This window comes from Ancylothrix sp. D3o (genome assembly GCF_025370775.1).
Classification (GTDB): Bacteria; Cyanobacteriota; Cyanobacteriia; order Cyanobacteriales; family Oscillatoriaceae; genus Ancylothrix.
On the sequence record NZ_JAMXEX010000001.1, the window covers coordinates 908,324 to 928,473 of the forward strand.

The 20,150-nt window shown below is 44.7% G+C and carries 15 protein-coding genes; 3 read left to right on the plus strand and 12 right to left on the minus strand.

All coding sequences use genetic code 11. From position 1 onward, the window contains the following. The first annotated feature begins 39 nt into the window (after positions 1-39). Positions 40-2,667: an HD family phosphohydrolase gene (locus NG798_RS03825; RefSeq protein ID WP_261220453.1), complete on the plus strand. Its 2,628-nt coding sequence runs from the start codon at positions 40-42 to the stop codon at positions 2,665-2,667. Positions 2,668-2,688: 21 nt separating this feature from the next. Here the strand turns inward: NG798_RS03825 and NG798_RS03830 are convergent, their stop codons facing one another. The 6 genes from NG798_RS03830 to NG798_RS03855 all read right to left on the minus strand — a co-directional run bounded on the left by NG798_RS03830 (position 2,689) and on the right by NG798_RS03855 (position 9,100). Further along, a complete protein-coding gene (locus NG798_RS03830; protein WP_317619556.1) occupies positions 2,689-3,453 on the minus strand; it encodes a carbohydrate ABC transporter permease in 765 nt (254 codons plus the stop codon). A 598-nt stretch (positions 3,454-4,051) separates the two neighbouring features. Next, positions 4,052-4,609, minus strand: coding sequence for a 5-formyltetrahydrofolate cyclo-ligase (locus tag NG798_RS03835; RefSeq protein ID WP_261220455.1), 558 nt, complete (start codon positions 4,607-4,609; stop codon positions 4,052-4,054). 66 nt (positions 4,610-4,675) lie between these two features. Next, positions 4,676-5,620: a GDP-L-fucose synthase gene (locus NG798_RS03840; RefSeq protein WP_261220456.1), complete on the minus strand. Its 945-nt coding sequence runs from the start codon at positions 5,618-5,620 to the stop codon at positions 4,676-4,678. Between the two features lie 123 nt (positions 5,621-5,743). Continuing rightward, positions 5,744-6,820, minus strand: coding sequence for a GDP-mannose 4,6-dehydratase (gene gmd / locus NG798_RS03845; RefSeq protein WP_261220457.1), 1,077 nt, complete (start codon positions 6,818-6,820; stop codon positions 5,744-5,746). A 298-nt stretch (positions 6,821-7,118) separates the two neighbouring features. Then, positions 7,119-7,847: a sugar transferase gene (locus tag NG798_RS03850; RefSeq protein ID WP_261220458.1), complete on the minus strand. Its 729-nt coding sequence runs from the start codon at positions 7,845-7,847 to the stop codon at positions 7,119-7,121. A 110-nt stretch (positions 7,848-7,957) separates the two neighbouring features. Then, entirely contained in the window at positions 7,958-9,100 is a 1,143-nt protein-coding gene (locus tag NG798_RS03855) for a glycosyltransferase (RefSeq protein ID WP_261220459.1), read from the minus strand. A 595-nt stretch (positions 9,101-9,695) separates the two neighbouring features. Between NG798_RS03855 and ftsH the strand changes: the two genes are divergently transcribed. Beyond that, positions 9,696-11,639, plus strand: a complete 1,944-nt coding sequence (ftsH, locus tag NG798_RS03860) for an ATP-dependent zinc metalloprotease FtsH (RefSeq protein ID WP_261220460.1) — start codon at positions 9,696-9,698, stop codon at positions 11,637-11,639. A 115-nt stretch (positions 11,640-11,754) separates the two neighbouring features. On the opposite strand, the gene NG798_RS03865 is transcribed toward ftsH, so the two are convergent. After that, a complete protein-coding gene (locus NG798_RS03865) occupies positions 11,755-12,465 on the minus strand; it encodes a M23 family metallopeptidase (protein WP_317619551.1) in 711 nt (236 codons plus the stop codon). A 325-nt stretch (positions 12,466-12,790) separates the two neighbouring features. Between NG798_RS03865 and NG798_RS03870 the strand changes: the two genes are divergently transcribed. Continuing rightward, a complete protein-coding gene (locus tag NG798_RS03870; RefSeq protein ID WP_261220461.1) occupies positions 12,791-13,171 on the plus strand; it encodes a hypothetical protein in 381 nt (126 codons plus the stop codon). Positions 13,172-13,354: 183 nt separating this feature from the next. Here NG798_RS03870 and NG798_RS03875 read toward each other — a convergent pair whose 3' ends face one another. The 5 genes from NG798_RS03875 to NG798_RS03895 form a co-directional block, all read right to left on the minus strand. Continuing rightward, positions 13,355-14,764 carry an EH signature domain-containing protein gene (locus NG798_RS03875; protein ID WP_261220462.1) on the minus strand — a complete coding sequence of 470 codons (1,410 nt, stop codon included), beginning with the start codon at positions 14,762-14,764 and terminating at the stop codon, positions 13,355-13,357. Next, on the minus strand, positions 14,761-15,504 hold the full coding sequence (locus tag NG798_RS03880; RefSeq protein ID WP_261220463.1) for an OmpA family protein: 744 nt from the start codon (positions 15,502-15,504) through the stop codon (positions 14,761-14,763). The genes NG798_RS03875 and NG798_RS03880 overlap by 4 nt, the downstream gene beginning before the upstream one ends. Before the next feature lie 6 nt (positions 15,505-15,510). Continuing rightward, positions 15,511-17,646: a hypothetical protein gene (locus NG798_RS03885; RefSeq protein ID WP_261220464.1), complete on the minus strand. Its 2,136-nt coding sequence runs from the start codon at positions 17,644-17,646 to the stop codon at positions 15,511-15,513. A 210-nt stretch (positions 17,647-17,856) separates the two neighbouring features. Further along, positions 17,857-18,693, minus strand: a complete 837-nt coding sequence (locus NG798_RS03890) for a bifunctional 2-polyprenyl-6-hydroxyphenol methylase/3-demethylubiquinol 3-O-methyltransferase UbiG (RefSeq protein WP_261220465.1) — start codon at positions 18,691-18,693, stop codon at positions 17,857-17,859. A 134-nt stretch (positions 18,694-18,827) separates the two neighbouring features. Continuing rightward, entirely contained in the window at positions 18,828-20,072 is a 1,245-nt protein-coding gene (locus NG798_RS03895; protein WP_261220466.1) for a lipid-A-disaccharide synthase, read from the minus strand. Positions 20,073-20,150: the final 78 nt, after the last annotated feature.

Sequence of the window (20,150 nt, forward strand, 5' to 3'; positions counted from 1 at the left end):
CCAAAATAAACTTTTAGCAGTTCATGGGAGCGCGGTGAGATGAACGCGCTTGAATTAGTCACACTTTTTATTTACAAGCTACGCCGGCAGCAACGGCATTCTCAGCGTTTGGCTTACCGCCAACAAATTAAGGAGGAAACAACAAATGGTGCTATTGAAAAGGCTCCTTTGGGTAGAGTTCCCAAATTAAAGGCATCAATAAATAGGGTTGTTGGGGCTGATGGGGTAGAGCCTTCAAAAAACGGATGTAAGACTACCGCTTCTCGTTATCGAGCTCACCGGCCCCTTTCTTTGGTGTTTGCGGTTGTTTGCTTGACTGGAACAATCGGACACCGCTTTTACAATAAGCCGAAACTTGATGTAGGGACAAAAGCGCCTTACACGATTATTGCTCCGATGAGCGCTTTGGTGCCGGATAGTAAGACGACTGAGGAAAATCGGAAGGCGGCTCGCTTGGGTTCGGTGCCGGTGTTAAAAATCGATAAGGCTGTTAATGAGCAAATTTATGATGACCTGCGCCGGTTGCTCGAAGCTGGGAAGAATATTAGAGCTTTATTGACTGAGTTTCCCTTTGTCGAGACTTCTGTGCTTTCTCGCTCTACCCAACTGTACTTGCGTTCAGCGCGCTCAATGGACTGGCAAGCTGTGTTTATGGTTGTGACTGCCGGTGAGCCAATCAAGCCGCTTCAAAAAAGCCCGAACTCCGGCTCTCCAAAGCGAGCAGAGGTGGGGGTGCCGGTGGTGAAAGATCCCTTGTTAGAGTCGCTAGAAGCGCTGCGCCGGTTGGGGGAAGGCAGTCAAAAGAAAGCGATCAAGCAGATTCCTCCGACTTTAAATGCTGCGGGTTATCAGGCAATTTCTGAGTTGCAGCAGGTTCGTCAAGCTGTCTCCCCGCAAGAGTTTTTGGCGTTGTTGGAAAAAGTCAACGATGTGCGGCGGAGTTATTTTTTGGCGGTGGCGCAGCTTGAGGAGCAGGCTGTGGATGGGTTGAAAAATCCTTATGATATCAATTTGCTGGCTTTGTCTGATTCGGAGTGGCAGCAAACAAAGGAGGGGATTTATAAGACGCTTGAGCGGCTTCTGGCTTCTGGGGTGGCACCCGGACTGCCGCAGGAAACTTTGCGCTCTGGGGTGGTTGTGCATTTGCGCTCTGAGGTGCCTGTAAGCGCGGTGGGAATGGCGGCGGATTTGTTGGTGGCCGTGCTGCGTCCAAATTTGGTGAGGGATGCCGAGCGGACGAGAGCTTTTGCGGAGCGTGCAGCACAGGAAGTTCGACCGGCTATGGTAAGGGTTGAGCGGGGTGAGGTGATAGTGAATGCGGGGGAGACGATTTCTCAGCGAGATTTTGTTTTGCTGGATTATTTTGATAAAAGTCAGCGCCAACCAAATTGGCTGGGGTTGGTTGGGTTTGGGACGCTTGTGGCCGGTGCGGTGGGGGTTTTGTGGTTGGTGGAGCGTCGTTATAGTCCGGGTTTGCGCCGTCGAGATCATATTTTGGTTTTGTTGTTGACGCTTTCAGTGCCGGTTTTGGTGGCTTTGCAAATTCCTTATACGAGTTTAGCGGCGATTGGGTTGTTGGTGGGGAGTTTTTATGGCTCGGCTGTGGGTGTGACGGTGGTGGGGTTGTTGGCGGGTTTGTTGCCGGTGGGTTTGGAAATTGACGCGGTTTATTTGATTGCTTCGGCGGCGGGGGGGATGGTTGGTGGTTTGGTGGCGGGGAGGTTGCGCTCACGCGAGGAGTTGGCATTTTTGGGCTGTGGGGTGGCTTTTACTCAGGGGGTTGTTTTTCTGGTTGCGACTTTGATTTTCAGTCCGACGGCGGGGACTGTTTGGTATGTTTTGCTGAATTCGGCTGCTTTGCAAAGTTTGGCGGGGTTGGTTTGGAGTGTGGTGGCCCTTGGTTTAAGTGCTTATTTGGAGCATTTGTTTGATTTGGTGACGCCGGTTCGTTTGGCTGAGTTGGCTAATCCTAACCGACATCTTTTAAAACGTTTGGCTTCGGAGGCTCCAGGGACTTTTCAACATACTTTGTTTGTGGCGACTTTGGCGGAGGCGGCGGCGAAGCAGTTGGGGTGTAATGTTGAGTTGGTGCGGACGGGAACGCTTTATCACGATATTGGTAAGATGCACGATCCTTTGGGGTTTATTGAGAATCAAATGGGGGGACCCAATAAGCATGATTTGATTAATGATCCTTGGAAGAGTGCGGCGATTATTAAAAAGCACGTTTCTGAGGGTTTGGTGATGGGGAAAAAGTGTCGTTTGCCGGCGGCGATTAAGGCTTTTATTCCTGAGCATCAAGGGACGATGTTGATTGCTTATTTTTATCATCAGGCGCAACAATTGGCGAAGGAAAATCCGAGTTTAATTGTCAGAGAGGAGGATTTTCGTTATGATGGGCCGGTGCCTCAGTCAAGAGAAACGGGAATTTTGATGTTGGCGGATTCTTGTGAGGCGGCGTTGCGGAGTTTAAAAGATGCTTCACCAGAAGAGGCTTTGAATATGGTTCATAAGATTTTAAGGGCTCGTTGGCAAGATAATCAATTGGTGGATTCCGGTTTAATGAAAGAGGATTTGTTGAAGATTGCGGAGATTTTTGTGGAGGTTTGGTTGCAGTTTAATCATAAGAGAATTGCTTATCCCAAGGCTGTTTTGGCCGGCAAGTGATAAGAACAACCCCAAAAAACTCTATCCCTTCACCCCGCTTCCTGCATCGGTTGGCACAATATAACGCTGCAAGAACAAAAATACAACCACCACCGGCAAAATAGAAATCACACTCCCCGCCGCAATCAAACGCCAATCCAAAGAAAACGTCCCCGCCAAAGTTGCCACCCCCAAAGGAAGGGTATATAACTCCGGTTTATCCACGACAATTAACGGCCATAAAAAATCACTCCAAGAACCAATAAACACAAAAATTGCCAAAGTTGTAAGCGCCGGTCTAATAGCAGGTATCATCACACACCACCAAATCCCCAATTCCGAACAACCATCGATCCTTGCCGCCTCCTCCAACTCCTTTGGTACACCTTGAAAAGCTTGTCGTAATAAAAAAATACCAAACGCCGAAGCAAGCGAAGGAAAAATAATTCCCAAAAAAGTATTTCTTAATCCCAATTGCACCGTCAAAATATAAAGGGGAATCATCACGATTTGAAACGGAATCATAATCGTCGAAATAATTCCCGTAAAAATTAAATTTTTACCCCGAAAATCTAACCGCGCCAAAGGGTAAGCAGCTAGGGAACAAAAAAATAAATTCAAACTCACCGTCAAAACCGCCACCAATGAACTATTAAATAAATATTGCCCGAAAGGATTAGTCTGCCAAACCTTAACAAAATTATCAAAAGTCGGCTGACTTGGCAAAAACTGAGGCGGAAACTGAAAAATCTTTTCCTGGGGAGACTTGAGAGACGTACTAACCAACCACAACAAAGGAACCAACATCAACAAAGCAATGCCAAACAGCAGAGCATATATTCCCACCAACCGCCAGCCAGACCATTTGACGAACCGGCTTTTCCGCCAACCAGAAGCAAAATTTTTATCCATAATCATCCGCTCACAATTTTGTAACGTTTTCGTGATCTTTGCCGAATCGGGCCGGCAGGAATTACCCCAAAGATGGCCTATTTTCCATCAAAAAATTTTTTTCTGATTTCCTGTAAAACCTATTGACATAGATCCCCTAGTATCATAATATAGTAATTGTATTTTTTTCTCTAAATTCCAGTCAACGGAACCTAGTTGACACCCAACGGACAATCGTCCGTTGGGTCGCCAAAACCGGCTAAAGAAGTTAAAAAACTCAGGGATACACATTAGCTATAGCTGGTAGAAAAATATTTGTAAATAAATGTAAAATCTATTGACATAGATCCCGTACCATCATAATATAGTAATTGTATTTGTGTATCAAAAGTTAAGTCAACAAAACCTAGTTGACACCCAACGGACAATCGTCCGTTGGGTCGCCAAAACAAACCTATAAAGCCCCCAGTTAATCTGCGTTAATTTATCTGCGTTTATCTGCGTTTATCTGCGGTTAAAAAATCCTTAACCCCCCCTCCGTACAAACAGCAGTTAACCGACAATCCCACTCATCAACCGGCACCTCTGGCAAAAAAGCCTCTTCAAAAACAAGCCCAACCCTCGGCACCCTCTCCCATTGGGGCAAAGCAAAAAGCCGGTCATAAAACCCACCCCCATAACCAAGCCGGTAGCCACGCACATCGCACCCCACAGCCGGCACCAAAATTAAATCCACCTCCGCCGCAGACACCACCGGCGAGTCAGCCTTGGGCTCAAGAATACCAAACGAGCCAATTTCCAAAACTTCCCCCGGTTTCCAGACGTGCCAACTCAAAGACTCGCCGACACAACGCGGGAACCCCCAGCGCCGAGACTCCCCAAACAATAAACTCAGATCCGGTTCCTGACGGAAACTAAAAAAAGCCAAAATCGTTTGACACTCAGCAAATAACTCAGATGTTTGCAGATGCCTACAAATGCGCTCGCTTTTTTCTTTCCATACCTCAGCCGGCATTTCTCGCCGCAGTTTTAAAAGATGCCGACGTAATTCTTTTTTACTTTTTTGCTCCATTTTTTTCTCCCTCAACAAAAAAACCCGGCTTCTCGAAGAAACCGGGTTTTTTGCTCACTGTAAAGATTAGTCAGCGTGTTGCCGGTACCACTCAATGGTATTCTTCAACCCTTGTTTAAACTCCACTTCTGCCGTGAAGCCAAAGGCATTTTTAGCTCTTTCAGTATCCAAACACCGGCGCGGTTGACCGTTGGGTTTATCAGTTTCCCAAACAAGCTCACCTTCATATCCCATCAAATCACAAATTAATTCAATTAAGTTGCGGATGGTAATTTCATAACCGGTTCCCAAATTCACCGGCTCCGATTCATTATAATTCTGAGTTGCCATCGCAATACCGCGCGCCGCATCATCCACATACAAAAACTCACGGCTGGGACTGCCATCACCCCACACCGGCAGTTTTTTATCCCCCCGTTGTTGTGCTTCATGCACTTTCCGAATTAAAGCGGGGATAACATGAGAACTGCTCGGATTAAAGTTATCTTCGGGCCCGTATAAGTTCACCGGCAGTAAATAAATGCCATTAAAATTATACTGTTGCCGGTAAGATTGCAGTTGCACCAATAAGGCTTTTTTTGCTACTCCGTAAGGTGCGTTTGTTTCTTCTGGGTAGCCATTCCAGAGATCCTCTTCTTTAAACGGCACCGGCGTGAATTTTGGATAGGCGCATATGGTTCCTACACATACAAATTTTTCGACTCCTGCTTGATAGGCGCTGTGGATAAGTTGCACTCCCATCATTAAGTTGTCATAAAATAATTCTGCCGGTTTTTCTCGGTTTAAGCCAATTCCCCCAACGTGCGCCGCTAGGTGAATGATGATGTCTTGGTGTTGCACTACTTTGGCGCAGTTTTCCATCAGGCGCAAATCACATTCACGGGAACGGACTACGGTAATTTTTTCGGTATTGGCACCGGCACCGGTGAGAAATTCAATAACTTTTCTCCCTAAAAAACCGGCACCACCTGTTACCAAAATTCGTTTTTCAGTCAAATCTAAGCCTGTCATTTTTTACCCTTCAACTGATTTTAGATTTTAGATTTTAGATTTTAGATATTCGGGAAACAGGGATTGGTGAAAAGTGATGGCATACCCTCCTCACCAGTAACTTTTCACTTCTCCCTAATTGATTTAGTCAAACCGGCTGCCAGTTTCTAGGCGAACATAAGCGTAATCGTTCCGGTTTCCGTCTTTTCCTTTGGGTGACTCAACTCCAAACGCTGCTAAGTCAGCTTCTACCATCAAACCTACCAGTTCTTCAAAGGTGACGCTCGGTTTCCAGCCTAATTTTTCTTGTGCTTTTGTCGAGTCTCCAATTAAGATATCTACTTCTGCCGGTCGTAAATACCGCTCGTCAAATTCTACATAGTCTTCCCAGTTTAAATTGACGTAGGTAAATGCCAATTCTAAAAACTGTTTGACAGAATAAGTTTCGCCGGTGGCTACTACATAATCATCGGGTGCATCTTGTTGTAACATTAACCACATGGCTCGGACGTAATCTTTGGCATACCCCCAGTCTCTTTTTGAATCCAGGTTCCCCAAATACAGTTTTTTCTGCTTGCCGGCTACAATTCTTGCCAACGCTCTCGTAATTTTTCGCGTTACAAATGTTTCGCCACGACGCGGAGATTCATGGTTGAAAAGTATGCCGTTACAGGCAAACAAACCATAAGATTCTCGATAGTTTACCGTTTGCCAGTGTGCATAAACTTTTGCACAAGCATAGGGGCTTCTGGGATAAAATGGTGTGGTTTCTTTTTGGGGTATTTCTTGCACCAAACCATACATTTCTGAAGAACCGGCCTGATAAAAACGTACTTCGATGCCGGTGCGATGTTGGTAATCCCGAATTGCCTCTAACAGCCGCAAGGTTCCCATCCCTACAGCATCAACGGTGTACTCTGGTGAATCAAAACTGACGCGGACATGAGATTGAGCGCCTAAGTTATAGATTTCTACCGGCTTGACTTCTTCTAAAATTCGCCGCAATGTTGTCCCATCAGTTAAATCTCCATAGTGGAGAAATAACCGCGCTTCCTGATTGTGTGGATCTACATAAATATGATCGATACGATCTGTGTTAAATGTTGAAGTCCTGCGGATAATTCCATGCACTTCATATCCATTCTCAAGCAAAAATTCGCTCAAGTAAGAGCCGTCTTGGCCGGTAATTCCAGTAATTAGCGCTCGCTTACGTTCGGTCATTCTAATTGTTCCTTCTGGATCAATATAAACAAAATTCTTCCACAACTATCTAAAGTTGGGCATTCCCCAAGCTTAACTAGCTCCGGGCTACCTCAAGCTGCTTTGTTGCCAGTTATCGGAGCGGATACTCTTTTTGGGTGACAGTCCATCACTAGGTTAACTTTAATTCTTCAATGGGTCATCTCTTCACCATAAAGTTTTTGTAAAGAATTGAAAAAATTTTAACTTTGTTGGCTCCCGCTTCTCGCTTTCAGAGGACTGTCGGTTTTCTACAGTCCCCCGAAATGGCGTTGCTTTTTTAGTAGGCTCCGTTATTTTTTGGAAAAATTACTACGCCGATGGTTTTCACGATCAGCCACACATCCATCCAAAAGTTTCTGAAGTTGACATAGTAAACATCCATCTGGACTCGACGCGGGTAAGGGATATCGTTGCGCCCGGATACCTGCCACAGGCCGGTTATTCCAGGGCGAATTGTCAAGACTTTATCAATATGTCGTCCATATTTTGACAGTTCTTCCTCCACTAAGGGTCTAGGCCCAACTACGCTCATGTCCCCTTTAAGTACGTTCCAAAATTGCGGGAATTCATCCAAGCTTGTCAATCTTAAAAATCGGCCAATCCAAGTAATTCTCGGATCTTTTTTGAGCTTGAAATTTGCCTCGAATTCTTGCCTTAACTGCGGGGAAGTCGTCATTATATCGGCTAAGATTTCGTCGGCATTCTCCACCATTGTTCGGAATTTAATACAGCCAAACAATTGCCGGTCTTTGCCCACCCGTTCTTGAATGTAAAAAATTGGCCCTGGGGATGCCAGAGCTACCAATAATGCCAAGATCAAGTAAACAGGTGAAAACAAAATCAAAACTGATAAAGAAAACGAAATATCAAACAACCGCTTGGCAAATTCTCCGTTTAGACCACGACCGATCCGGGGCCGAGTAAAGCGCAACGCTACTGCGTTCGAGACTTTACCGGAGATGAATTGACTTATGGCTAACGCCACGCTGACGCGAACGGCAGTCATTTTACTCCTCTATTTCACACCACACACAGTCCTGATTGTAAAGCGTATAGTCACCAACAGGCGGTATTCCTATGGCACTACCCTAGCCGACAACGCCGAAGCAATCTTTGTTAACCTGCGTTTTTAGACTGGAATTCCCGCTCTTGGCGTTCCAAAAAACTCAGGTATCGCTCTGCAAAGATTTTAGGCGTAAATTTAAGTGCCTGCTCTCTCACCTGTTCGGGTGCGATTTTCTGCCGACTTGTCTCAAAGCTTTCTACGGCTTCTATTATGGATGCTACTGTTTGCTCCCCAAACAGCCATCCTGTTCCTTCTTTGGGATGTTGTCTTATATCCCTGACGGTTTCACCGGCTCCTCCTCCTCTATAGGCTATTACAGGTGTTCCGCACGCCTGGGCTTCTACGAGCGCTATGCCAAAGTCTTCGCAGGCTGCATAGACAAAGGCTTTGGCTTTTTCTAGGCTCTCGCAGACAACGCTCTCTGGTTGCCACCCTAATATTTTTACGTTGGGTTTTGCCATTTTGCGGATCTGCGCCAGTTCTGGGCCACTGCCAATCACGATTAAGGGTTTTCCCATTTCATTGAAGGCTTGCACGATTAAAGATACTTTTTTATAACTCACTAACCGGCAAACTGTTATGTAGTAATCTTCTTTGTCTTCGGTATATTTAAATTTTTCTTGCTCTACCGGTGGATATATGACGGCAGCTTCTCTGCGATAACACCTCCATATTCTTCTGGCTGTATGCTTGGAGTTGGCTATAAAATAATCTACTCTATTGGCGGAAATTACTTCCCACTCTCTTAGTCGGTGTAATAGGTATCTTGTCAAAATTCCGGGTACCCCTCTACCCGCTTTTGAGTTGTCTAAATAATCAAAGGTCATCTCCCACGCATATCTCATCGGTGTATGGCAATAGCAAATATGTAGTTGCTGTGGTGATGTCAGCACTCCTTTGGCTACTGCGTGAGATGATGACAGTACGATTTCATATTCTCTTAAGTCTATTTGCTCTATGGCTATGGGCAGTAAGGGTAAATATTTTTGTACTCCTTTTTTTGCCATCGGCATCTTTTGCAAAAATGTTGTGCCAATTTTCCTTTTATATAAATAACTTTCTGGGTTTCTCGATTCAAAGTCTATCAGTGCATACAAGTCAGCATCTATATGTTGCAATATCTCTTTGACTACTAATTCTGACCCTCCCGTTGCTAAGGGTGTTAGCCATTCATGGACTAGCGCGTATTTCATCGGCCTCCTCTAAGTCTTAATTTAGCTATGGAATAACAGAAAAAAGTTATCACTACTCTAAGTTAAATCCAAGATGCCGGTCTGGTATGCTGGTGTCAATTTTTAAGCTATCGCGTTTTTTTGCAGGGGGACGGGGAGCAATTAAATGCTCTTACAATCTTAAAATTCCGTTTTTGTAACTTCAATTTTTCAGAAAGCGCCGAAATATGCACGTTTGTCTTAAGTTAAATATGTTATCAAGAAATTAGATTAGTATCTAGGCATAGCCAGGGCTATTAATTGGCCGGTGGTTCTGCCTCTCTCAAGGTGGAGTTGAAACAAACGAAGCAATCTATGCAATTTGTTTGAAAAATTTGGCTGGAATCATCCAGACAGTTTGCGGAACGAGCCTAAAACCGGCATTCCCCCCACAGCTACCATCGGATAAGTCAAAATATCAGAATTAGACAGACAGACAGTATATGCAATGCGCCTAAAACTGGTATTCCCCCCACAGCTACCATCGGATAAGTCAAAATATAAGAATCAGACAGACCTCAACGGCAGGCAGAACATTTGCCGGCTCGTTAAATAACCAGAGAAGGCGGTAGAAAGAATGAAAGGTGACTGGATAAAAGCATGGAGTAAAGCACCCACCAGCGGGGATGTGGCGACAAAGCAAGAAAATTGCCCGCCAAAGCAAAAAAGGGCAAACGGGCTGGCGCGTGTTGCCGCCGGTTGGCTGATTTTGCAAAGTGTGTTACTGACACCGGCCTTTGCAGCAGGCGAGAAAGCAAATAAAACTTATAGCGAACTGCTCCAACAGATCGAAGCCGGTCAAGTGTCAAAAATCATCATTGATCCAGCCCAACAAACAGCCAAAGTCACGCTCAAAGACACCAAACGCAGCGAGTATGAAGTGACTTTGTTTGATAAATACCCAGAAATTTATCAAAAAGTCCGCGATTCTAACAAACAAGGTGAAAAAATCCAACTTGATATTCAACCTACTCCTGATCACAGTGCAGCGCTGGGGTTGGTGGCAAATTTACTATTAATATTGTTGGTGATTGGCGGTTTGATGATGATTTTGCGCCGGTCAACGCAAGCGGGCGGCCAAGCGATGAATTTTGGTAAGTCGCGGGCGCGTTTTAGTATGGAGGCGAAAACCGGCATTTTGTTTGATGATGTGGCCGGTATTGAGGAAGCCAAGGAAGAATTGCAAGAAGTTGTGACGTTTTTGAAAAAACCGGAACGCTTTACGGCAGTTGGGGCTCGCATCCCGAAGGGAGTGCTACTAATCGGGCCGCCGGGTACGGGAAAAACTTTGCTGGCAAAGGCAATTGCTGGGGAAGCCGGTGTGCCGTTTTTTAGTATGTCTGGTTCGGAATTTGTGGAAATGTTTGTAGGTGTTGGGGCGTCTCGTGTCCGAGATTTGTTCCGCAAGGCTAAAGAAAATGCGCCGTGTTTGGTGTTTATTGATGAAATTGACGCGGTGGGCCGGCAGCGGGGGGCTGGAATTGGTGGCGGTAATGATGAACGTGAGCAAACTCTCAACCAACTATTGACGGAAATGGATGGGTTTGAGGGGAACAGCGGCGTGATTATTATTGCGGCAACGAACCGGTCTGATGTTCTTGATACGGCGTTGTTACGTCCGGGCCGGTTTGATCGGCAGATCATGGTTGATTTACCTGGATATAACGGACGGTTGGGGATTTTGCAAGTCCACGCTCGCAATAAGAAGCTGTCGGCGGATGTGTCTTTGGAAACGATTGCCCGCCGGACTCCGGGTTTTTCGGGGGCTGATCTGGCCAATTTGATGAATGAGGCCGCTATTTTAACGGCTCGCCGGCGAAAAGATTCGATTGGTGATCAAGAGATAGATGATGCTATCGACCGGATCACAATTGGGTTGAGTTTGACTCCTCTGCTGGATAGCAAGAAGAAACGTTTAATTGCTTATCACGAAATTGGTCATGCTTTGTTGTCCACTTTGCTGAAAAATGCTGATCCTTTAAATAAGGTGACGATTATTCCCCGTTCTGGCGGCACCGGTGGGTTTTCCCAACAGGTGTTTAATGAGGAAATGGTGGATAGCGGACTTTATACTCGCGCTTGGATGCTTGACCGAATCACGATAGCTTTAGGCGGACGGGCGGCGGAAGCTGAGGTTTTTGGAGAGGCGGAAATTACTACGGGTGCGGCATCTGATATTCGCTATGTGGCTGATACGGCGCGGGATATGGTGGCGCGATGGGGGATGTCTAAGCTGGGACCGATGGCTTTGGAAGGGTCAAGCGGTGAGGTTTTTTTGGGTCGAGATTGGATGGCTCGCTCGGAGTGTTCGGAAGAAGTTTCTAGCGAAATAGACCGCTGTGTGCGGTCAATGGTATTGGAGAGTTATGAGACGGCTCGCCAGTTGATTCGGGAAAATCGCCAGTTGCTAGACCGGCTTGTGGATCTTTTGCTTGACCAAGAAACGATTGAGGGTGAGCAGTTCCGCCAAATTGTCTCTCAATATACCCAATTGCCAGAGCACCAAACCGCCGACCGTTAAGAGGGTAGGATCTGGTGGCCTCCCTTGCCTTCGCCTGTGGGGCTCGTGTGATTGATCGCGGGCGGGACGCCCGCGCCACAGGGGGGGGCTGGGGTTCCCCAGTCACCCATTGTCATTAATAGCCTTGCGGTTGTTGGGAGTAGTTGGTGGTTTGCTGGCCGTACATGGCGCGGAGGACGATGGCGGGGTCTACCCATTGGTTTGAGTATCTCAAACCCCAGTGGAGGTGGGGGCCGCTCGTCCGTCCGCTCATGCCCACGCGACCGATGCGGGTGCCGGCGTTGACTTGCTGGCCTTCCCAAATTTGAATGCCGCCGGTGCGGTCGATCATGTACTTGCGACCGGATGCTTTGCCGACTGCTCCCTCCATGTGACAGTAAACGTGCTCCCAGGTACCGGATTGAATGACAAGGCCGGTGCCGCAGCGTCCGTCATCGATGACTTCGACGACTTGACCTGACCACCAGTTACGAATGTAGCTGCCTTGCGGTGCTGCCAAGTCTAATCCATAATGAAACCCGCTCGAACGCGGGCCAAAGGGTGAGGTGTAGTCTTGGAAGTTTTCGACGGGGAAGGATGCTCCTTGCCATGTGCTGCCGGTGGCTATTTGATTGGGTTCGGTTGCTTGCGCCGTAACGGCTTCTGGCCGCGAGGCGATGGCAATGACTGCGATTAAACTCAGGACGGTTAGCAAGATTGTGCGTAAGAAACGCCGTTTTGAACTTAAAAATCCGGCTGGTTTTTGAAGTTGTCCGCTGTTGCGCCGAAGGGCTGCATCAAATATCTGTCCGATTTTTAAGATCAAAAAACCCATTTGCTTGATCATGTATGAGACTCCTCAACCGCCAGATGATATAAAATGTTGCTTCTTTTAGATAATTTTTCGCTCTGTGAAGCAAAAATGCTTTTGTTTAAATTTATTGAATTTTCTGCCACAGAGCTAGCCAAGGTTTCCTGGCTCAATGCACCCAATCAGGAAAACCATTAAAGCACAATTTGAGGCAAATTTGTTCTTGGGGAATAAGGCATCTTGGGATGATGGCATGGCTTCGATTAGCAGGCAGACTTATCTTTAGGTTAAAGAGCCGAAATTTGTTTACAATCATTGAAATCTTGTTACTTTTGCTGATCAGCATACTGCCATATTTCCCATGTTTGAAGAAATTTTTCCGTTTAGAATAGCGCTGGATGCGACTACAATTGCTGGGGCCGGTTTGTGGACTCTGGCTCTTTATTTGGGCTTTTCGCCGCTGAGTGAGTGGGTGATTCTGCAATTAACTCGCTGGTTTAATTTTGCGGAACGTTCTCTTTATACTTCTGAAAAAGAGTTTAACCGAACGAAAAAAGCCCGCGAAGCCCAAAATGCTTTTTATGCTTCTTTATTCAGTGTTGTGCCTTTTTTTGTGATGGGTTCTGTATGCAATTATGGTGTTGAGTGGGCTTTGGATCGTTCTTGGGCGATCAGTGTGGGTATGATTGCTTGTATCGGTTGTGGTGTCTACGAATTGGGGCGCCGGGATGCTGAATCTTAGGATTTGGGGTTTTGGAAGTTTCTGTTTACCCAATGGTTTTTTTTAAACGCAGAGTATCGTTGTCGGTGAGTGCGGAGGATGCGGAGGGTATTTATAGATCATCTGTGTTTCTCTGCGCTTTTTTCTGGGTTCAAAAAAACTTTTATTTTTAATTTAAAGATTTAGATAAAATTGCTGATGTTGTCATTTTTTAGTTAATTCTTGGATTTGTTTTTGCCATTGTTTGAATTGTTTTTCTCTTTCTTTTAGTTCTGAGCCGGTGGGTAGTTGTAGGCCGGTTGTTTGGCTATACCGGCCTGTATTTCTGGGTAAGCCTTTGAAGTATTCTGTGTTGTCGTTGGGGTGGATGTTTTTTTGCTGTAAGAAGTTTTGATAAAAGAATTGCCAGAGATAAACTCGGTCGTGTATTTCGGTTTCTAAGCTGCGAATTCTTTTTAAGGTTAAGCCGGCACCTTTGAATAGTAAGCGCTCGTTTTGTGGGGTGCGAGGTAGCCAGTGAGCTTCGTTTGTTTCTCCGCGTAAAATTTCAATTACAATGCTTTTTTCAAAGGCAAAAATAAAAGCTTCTGTAGGCTCATTTTCTTTGAAAGTATCGACTTTTTGCTGTAGTTGATAGCCAAGAGTGTTGATAGAATTTTGGGGTAATAAAAAACGGATTTTTTGGATACGTTCGCTGTAGTTTGCCCAAAAATCGCGTTTTTCTTCGAGTTTTTGCCGCTCGGAATCTTCGAGGCGTAGCATCCGTGCTAATAAGTTTATAAGCTGTTCAAATTTACTATAATTGATCGCACCAATGCACTTATTTAAGATGGTGGTGGCGGTGGTTGAAAGTTGGTTTTGGTTAAATTTTTCTTGGATGAATTCGAGAACTTGCGGCATTTTGCTGGCGACGTCGGGAGAGATTTTTGTGAGGAGTTCTTCGGTGGCGATAATTTGCTGTTGAGGAGACATTTCTTGTAGGCAATTTAATAACCATTCGGCTTCTTTTTTGTTGGGGTTGCTGCCTGGAGGAAAGATGCCGGCAAGATAGTTATAAGCGTTTTGGATGGGGGATAACCAAAGGGGTATTCCTGCTTTTTGGGTGAGTTGTTGGGGGGTTATGGCATATTGCCAGCTAAGTTTGGCGAGGTTTTTTGATGCGTCTGGGTTCGGGAGTGTGTTGATGATTTGGACGGCGTAGGTGTCGTTGCCTTTGGCGTTATCGGCAAAGGTGGGGAAGGTTTCTATTAATGAGGGAGGGAGTGAGGTTTGGTTGTTGATTTGATGGAGGGATAATCGCCAAATTAAGGGGTTTTTGATGGCGGGGTTTTTGATGGCTTCTTGCCAGATTGTTTCTGAAGTGGGGATGGCTAAATCGGGGTTCTGTTTATCCCATTGGGGTTTTGTGTATAGGCAATAAATCCATTCTAAAGGGGTGATTTTTTCGGTTTGGAGGTTTTGAATATCTCCCATAATTTCTTCAATTTTTCGAGCAGTTTGAGGCTTGTTTGGGGTTGGTATTTTGTTGAGTTGGATGGGGGGGCGAGTTGCTATTTTTTGGAGCTTTTTGGGTTGAGGTTTTGGAGGTGCTGGGGGGAGAGTTATTTGTTTCATGGTTTTGGGTTGGAGGTGAGGGGAACTGGAGGCTGAGGTGGGGAAGTAGTTGTTAAGAATTGTTGACGAAATTGGAAGCGGAAAACGACTTTTCGATCTTTGGGGTCGTCGGTGGTTTGGTTGGCGTCTATTTCGCCTCTTCCTGAGACGAGGATTTTTTGTTTGAGGCGGTTTTTTGTGGGGAAGTTGATGTCTTTGGAGTCGATATAATTTGAGACTGCTAAGGCGCGGCGGAGGCTGAGGTTGAGGTTGTTTTGTTCGGTGCCGGTGGAACTGGTGTGCCCTTCGATGACGATGCGGGTAATTTGTTTTTCAAATTTTTCGTTTGAGAAGACAATTTGACTGTAAAGGGGAATAAATGCTTGGAGAAATTGTTTGCCGGCGGGTTTTATTTCGGCGCTATTTTTATCAAATAAAATTTGATCTCTAATGCTGACATCGCCGGTTTCTGGATCGACGGTGAAAATGTCTTCGCCGCCTAGTTTTCCTTCTAGGGTGGTGGCGATGGTTTGGGGGAGTGCTTGAAAGGCTTTGCGATAGTCTTGGAGTTCTTTTTCGAGTTGGGTGACTAGGTTGATTTTGGTTTCCAGTTGTTTGAGGTATTGTTGAAGTTGAATTTGGACGAGGATAAACATGAGGGCGAAAAACATGAGAAGTCCTGACATTAAATCGCCTATGGAAAGTAAAACTCCAGAGTTTTCATCGTCTTGGGAGGGGGTTTCTTGGTTTAATTCGTTCATGTTTATTTAGGTTGATTTTATGGTTTTGGTTCCTATGTTATCGGCGGCGGCTACTAAGTATTGGGCGACTTGCATTAAACCGGCAGAGGTTTCTTGTAAGCCTTCGCATACTTGGGCCATTGATTGATCGGCTTGTTCAAAAAATTGGGTTTGGGAGTGGTTTGTTTGGTCTAAGTAGTTGATTAATTGTTGGTTTCCAAGTTCTAAGGCTTGGTTAAATTGACCAACAAAGTTTTGATAAACGCTTTCTATTTCGCGGGTTTGTTGTTGGTTGCTTTGCAAAGCTTGCTGCAATTCTGTAACTAAATTGTTGTAGGCGTTTTCTACTTGTTTGGCTTCGTCTCCGATGGTGTGGGTTAGTTTTTGCAGTTGTTCTAATCTTTCGCTGGAGGTTAAGCCAAGTTGGTTTGCCATGTTGCAGACGTTTTCGGTGGTTTTTTGAATTTCTGCCATGCTTTGATTGATTTGTTCTGCTAAAAGCCGGCGTTTTTGGGCTTCTTCTTGAAAGACGTTTTGTAAGTCGGTGACTACTTCGGCTAAACCGCTTCTTTGTTGGCCTAATGTTGATTCGAGGAGGTTGTTTTGTTCGTTAAAAAATTGAGTGAGGGAGTCTTGATAGCTGAGGCGAAAATGTTCTAATTCTTGTTGAACTGTGAGGCGGGTATTTTGGATCATTCCGTCTACGTTTTGCAGGCTGAAAATAAGGTTTTCTCTGGCATCTAGCATGAGTTTTGATGCTTCTTGTCCGACGGTTTGAATGGTGGTAGATTGGTTTTGAAAAGCGCTGTGGGCTGCTTTTAATATGTTGACCATTCTTTCTTGTACGTTTTGCAGTCTTGTTTGTTCTAGTTCTGATTGAGTTTGCAGGGCACTTTGCAAGTCTTCGCGGATACCTCGGAAGGTGGCGGCGGCTTCTTCGGCATTTTCTTTAAAGGCGCTTCTTTGGGCTTTCATTCCTTCGAGGCTTTCGCTGACACCGGCCTGAATTTCACCGGCCATTTCTTGCAATACTCCGTGTGTTTCGGTTTGAAATTGACTGAGAATTTGTTGAAGGCTACCGGCAAATTCTTGAAGTTTTCCCAAGGTGTCTTGCTGGAAGTTTTGGATCGTGAGAATGGATGCTGCTAAACTTGAAGAAATGCCGCCTAATTCGTTTTTTAATTCGCGGACTGCTTCGGATGCTTGTTGTGTTAATTGGGCGGTTTCATCAAGTCGTAATAAGATTGGATCGATGGCACCGGCCCGCAGTTCTGTAATTACATGAGTTAATAATTCTTGTCCTTGATCGGCTTTTATTTCTCTCAGTAAACTTAGTTCTTGCCGAATTTCTTGAAACACCGGCAATAATGCCATTCCGACTTGTTGACCAATGATTTCGGGATTAATTGTTGTTTGGGAGGCGATAATTTCACTAAAGCCGGTTTTCATGGTTTGGGCGGCTTTAATTATGGCTGCTGCTGCTTCTTGATTAGAGTCGGAACTAAACCGCGAAAAAATCCGCTGCGGGTTTTCTAAAAAGGCAATTTGGTTGAGTTGATTTCGGAGTTTTTCTCGATATTGTCTGCGCTGTCTTTCTCCCCAAGCTAACAAGATCATAAATAAACTTGAACTACCTAACCCCAGCAACGAGGTAAGGAAGGCAAGTTTCATTCCTTCGAGTAATTGGGTGCTGGATGTTAATAGCTGTTGGGGGTCACTAATGGCAGAAATTTGGATTTCTTGAAGTCCTAAAAAGATGCCGGCAAATGTTCCTAAAACCCCTAATGCGGTGAGCAATGTGGGTGCAAACGTCATGGGGGAACGGGGAACGTTATTCAAGGCATTTGGATATTGATATAAAACAAAATTATTAACTTCAATTTTTGGCTCAAAACTATCTTGAGTGGCTACTCCGGCCAAATGTTTAATCATCCACCGTAGGCTGCGATCTCCTGTTTCTTGCCGGTTTAGTCCGCCGGCATTTTCAGGCGACTGATTGTATCGTTGTAGATAATTAGTTAAAGTTGTAATAGTTGCCTTAACTTCTTTTAAAGAATGCCGGTCATTACGAACAAAATTTATTTCTATTAAAAATGCCGCAATGGCAAGGCTAATTTGGGTGAAAATAAATCCGTTATTGACTACATCAATGAATTTAATCATAGCTCCCCTCGCTTCGCTTTTCCAGAAATTATGCAGAGGACGATTGCCCTTGGCTTTAACCGCTTACTTAAAGTTGAGGATAAACATTTGTGATAAAAAGGTTTGTCCTGCAACTTTTTTCAGGGAGTTCTTGAAGTTTAGCTTGCCTCTTTTGTTAGTCAAATCAGCAAATTATCTAGCAACGCAGTTAAAAAGTAACCGCTAGTTTATTCATTTCTTTTCTACCAATTGCCAAAGCTGAATTTGATAGCAAAGATGTTTTTCAAAAATATTTTTTGCTTCTAATCCTTCGACAATGAGTTTTTTAATCCAACGCTTATATATCCAGCGAAAAAGCAGATAAATCGGTGGAACTGCAATGGATACCAGATCGGCAATATATTTAATTGTGCTTAATCCCCAAGTCTGAAAGCTCTCAATATATAAGTCAAGTGAGGGGGCAATTTCTGTGGAAATATCTTCGGCTTTTACTAAGGTGAAACCGGCCTGCATCAAGGCTTTATGAAGCTCGGCAACGACATGACAATTAGAAAAAATTCCTTCTTTGTATTCGGGATTAGAACGCATCATATCGGCAAGCAATAAATAGCCGCCGCTATCGAGCAAATTAGCGGCACATCGGGCAATATCATCGGCTGCCATATATTGGCTACTTTCACTCAAAAGAATCAAGTCGTAAGTATGATTTGTCTGGAAATCTTCAAATTTTGTCAGGTAAAATTTAGCTTGGTGATTGGTGTTTTCTAAAAATTTTTCCTCCTGAAAAGAATCGGGGGCAAGTCCTTCAACTTTAAAACCCTGCGCTAACAGGTAAGCGGCATTTCCTCCGATGCCACATCCAACATCAAGCACTGTCTTTATTTGGGGGGGAATGAAACTAAAAAGTTTGTCTGCATAGGCTTGTTGAGCCTTTCTAAACTGGGGTACAGTTAAGTCTTGAGGCTCACTAGGTAAGGGGTTCCAATAGCCATAATGAAGGTAGGGAGAATTGGTGAGCCTCATGTAATAATTAAGGGCCGCATTTTGATAGCGGGTTACTTGAGACATTTGAATCGAATTGTTTTTAGACATTGGCTGAATTGGAGAAGTTTTAAGGGAGACGGTTGGTAATGATTTTTTTAGGTTGATGGGAAATAATCATAGCACTGGAAGGGACGTTTTAAACCAAGAAATTTTTAACGCTAACCATTTTGAATTTCTTGGTAAACTATTTCTGCTAATTTTTCTGCTGCGCCTGGTTTGCCGCGCACTTGACGCAGGCGTTCACGCATGGTTGTTAGTTTTTCTGGATGGTTGAGATAATCAAGGGCAATTTGCGCGACGGTTGCCGGTTCTAAGTTGCCGACTAATTCGGGGATAATTTCTTGTTTTGCCCAAATATTCGGCCAGGCAAATAAGCGTTTTTCCCGCAATACAATGGCGTTTATAAGTTTTGCAAAACCGGCCCCAATTCCGGGTAAATTTGCTAAGATTCCTGGTAACCCATCCCAAGCTCGCATGGCGTCTAATTGTTGGGTTGGTAATAATACAATCATGGGGACGCCAAGGGAGCCTAATTCTGCCGTGTTTGCACCTACTGTGGTGAGGCAAAGGCTGCATTTTGCCAGCAAATCGTAGGCGGGTGATTTGGTGTAAAGTTCAATTTCTAGGCCGCTGGATGTTATTAATTTAGGAGTTGGTTCTTTGATTAATTTTGCTGAACCCCATTTTAATTTATTGATGAGAGGATTTTGGTTAGGATCAGCAAATTTTGCCAGGGTGTTTAATTCCAAGGTTGGCGCAACAGGAATCACAAATTTTGTCTTAGGTTTGGCTTGATAAATTTCTTCAGCTATCGATAAACTTAGCGGCACACCTTGTGCTAATTTAGCAGGTTTTGAGCCGGGCAAGAGTCCGATCAGTTCAATAGCTGATTTATCGGTTTCTCGAAGACTAAAGTTACTAGATTCTGCCATTAAATCGCCGACAACTGTAAATTTAGAGGCGTATTGTTTGGGGGCTTTTTCAATAATTTGGGGCTGCATAGCTGCAAAGTAGTTTATTTGGCTATACCATCTTGCATCCCATTCTGCATAAACAACGGTGCGATAATTTAATCTTTTGCCAATAATTACAGGGAAAATTTGATCGCCTCCGAGGAAAATTACCACGCCTTTTTGCCGCCAATCCCAATTTTCTGCCGTTTTTCCCCAGAGTAAAAATTGCGTGAAATATTGCGGTTCTTGGACGCGATTTATTTCTGGATAGGAGCGGGCAATTTCTGCTTCTTTGCCTGTCGCGTGGGGACACGGAGATAAGACTACAGAAATGCGAATTTCTGAGCTATTTTGCCCTAATTTTTGGCGAAGTTGTTTTACCACCGGCCTCACCCAAGTTGTAATTTCTCCAGGGCCGTTAGAAAGTATTAAAATATCAATGGGCTGCACAGTTGTGGTTTGTTGTTAAGTACGGTTGTAGTAAAACAATACCGTTTTTGTGTAGGAAGTCAAGGCCGGCAAGACGAA

Excerpts from the sequence above, each read along its gene's own strand:
- NG798_RS03825 (WP_261220453.1), top strand. The coding sequence starts at position 40 with ATGAACGCGCTTGAATTAGTCACACTTTTTATTTACAAGCTACGCCGG.
- NG798_RS03830 (WP_317619556.1), bottom strand. The coding sequence starts at position 3,453 with ATGTTGGTTCCTTTGTTGTGGTTGGTTAGTACGTCTCTCAAGTCTCCC.
- NG798_RS03835 (WP_261220455.1), bottom strand. The coding sequence starts at position 4,609 with ATGGAGCAAAAAAGTAAAAAAGAATTACGTCGGCATCTTTTAAAACTG.
- NG798_RS03840 (WP_261220456.1), bottom strand. The coding sequence starts at position 5,620 with ATGACAGGCTTAGATTTGACTGAAAAACGAATTTTGGTAACAGGTGGT.
- gmd (WP_261220457.1), bottom strand. The coding sequence starts at position 6,820 with ATGACCGAACGTAAGCGAGCGCTAATTACTGGAATTACCGGCCAAGAC.
- NG798_RS03850 (WP_261220458.1), bottom strand. The coding sequence starts at position 7,847 with ATGACTGCCGTTCGCGTCAGCGTGGCGTTAGCCATAAGTCAATTCATC.
- NG798_RS03855 (WP_261220459.1), bottom strand. The coding sequence starts at position 9,100 with ATGAAATACGCGCTAGTCCATGAATGGCTAACACCCTTAGCAACGGGA.
- ftsH (WP_261220460.1), top strand. The coding sequence starts at position 9,696 with ATGAAAGGTGACTGGATAAAAGCATGGAGTAAAGCACCCACCAGCGGG.
- NG798_RS03865 (WP_317619551.1), bottom strand. The coding sequence starts at position 12,465 with ATGATCAAGCAAATGGGTTTTTTGATCTTAAAAATCGGACAGATATTT.
- NG798_RS03870 (WP_261220461.1), top strand. The coding sequence starts at position 12,791 with ATGTTTGAAGAAATTTTTCCGTTTAGAATAGCGCTGGATGCGACTACA.
- NG798_RS03875 (WP_261220462.1), bottom strand. The coding sequence starts at position 14,764 with ATGAAACAAATAACTCTCCCCCCAGCACCTCCAAAACCTCAACCCAAA.
- NG798_RS03880 (WP_261220463.1), bottom strand. The coding sequence starts at position 15,504 with ATGAACGAATTAAACCAAGAAACCCCCTCCCAAGACGATGAAAACTCT.
- NG798_RS03885 (WP_261220464.1), bottom strand. The coding sequence starts at position 17,646 with ATGATTAAATTCATTGATGTAGTCAATAACGGATTTATTTTCACCCAA.
- NG798_RS03890 (WP_261220465.1), bottom strand. The coding sequence starts at position 18,693 with ATGTCTCAAGTAACCCGCTATCAAAATGCGGCCCTTAATTATTACATG.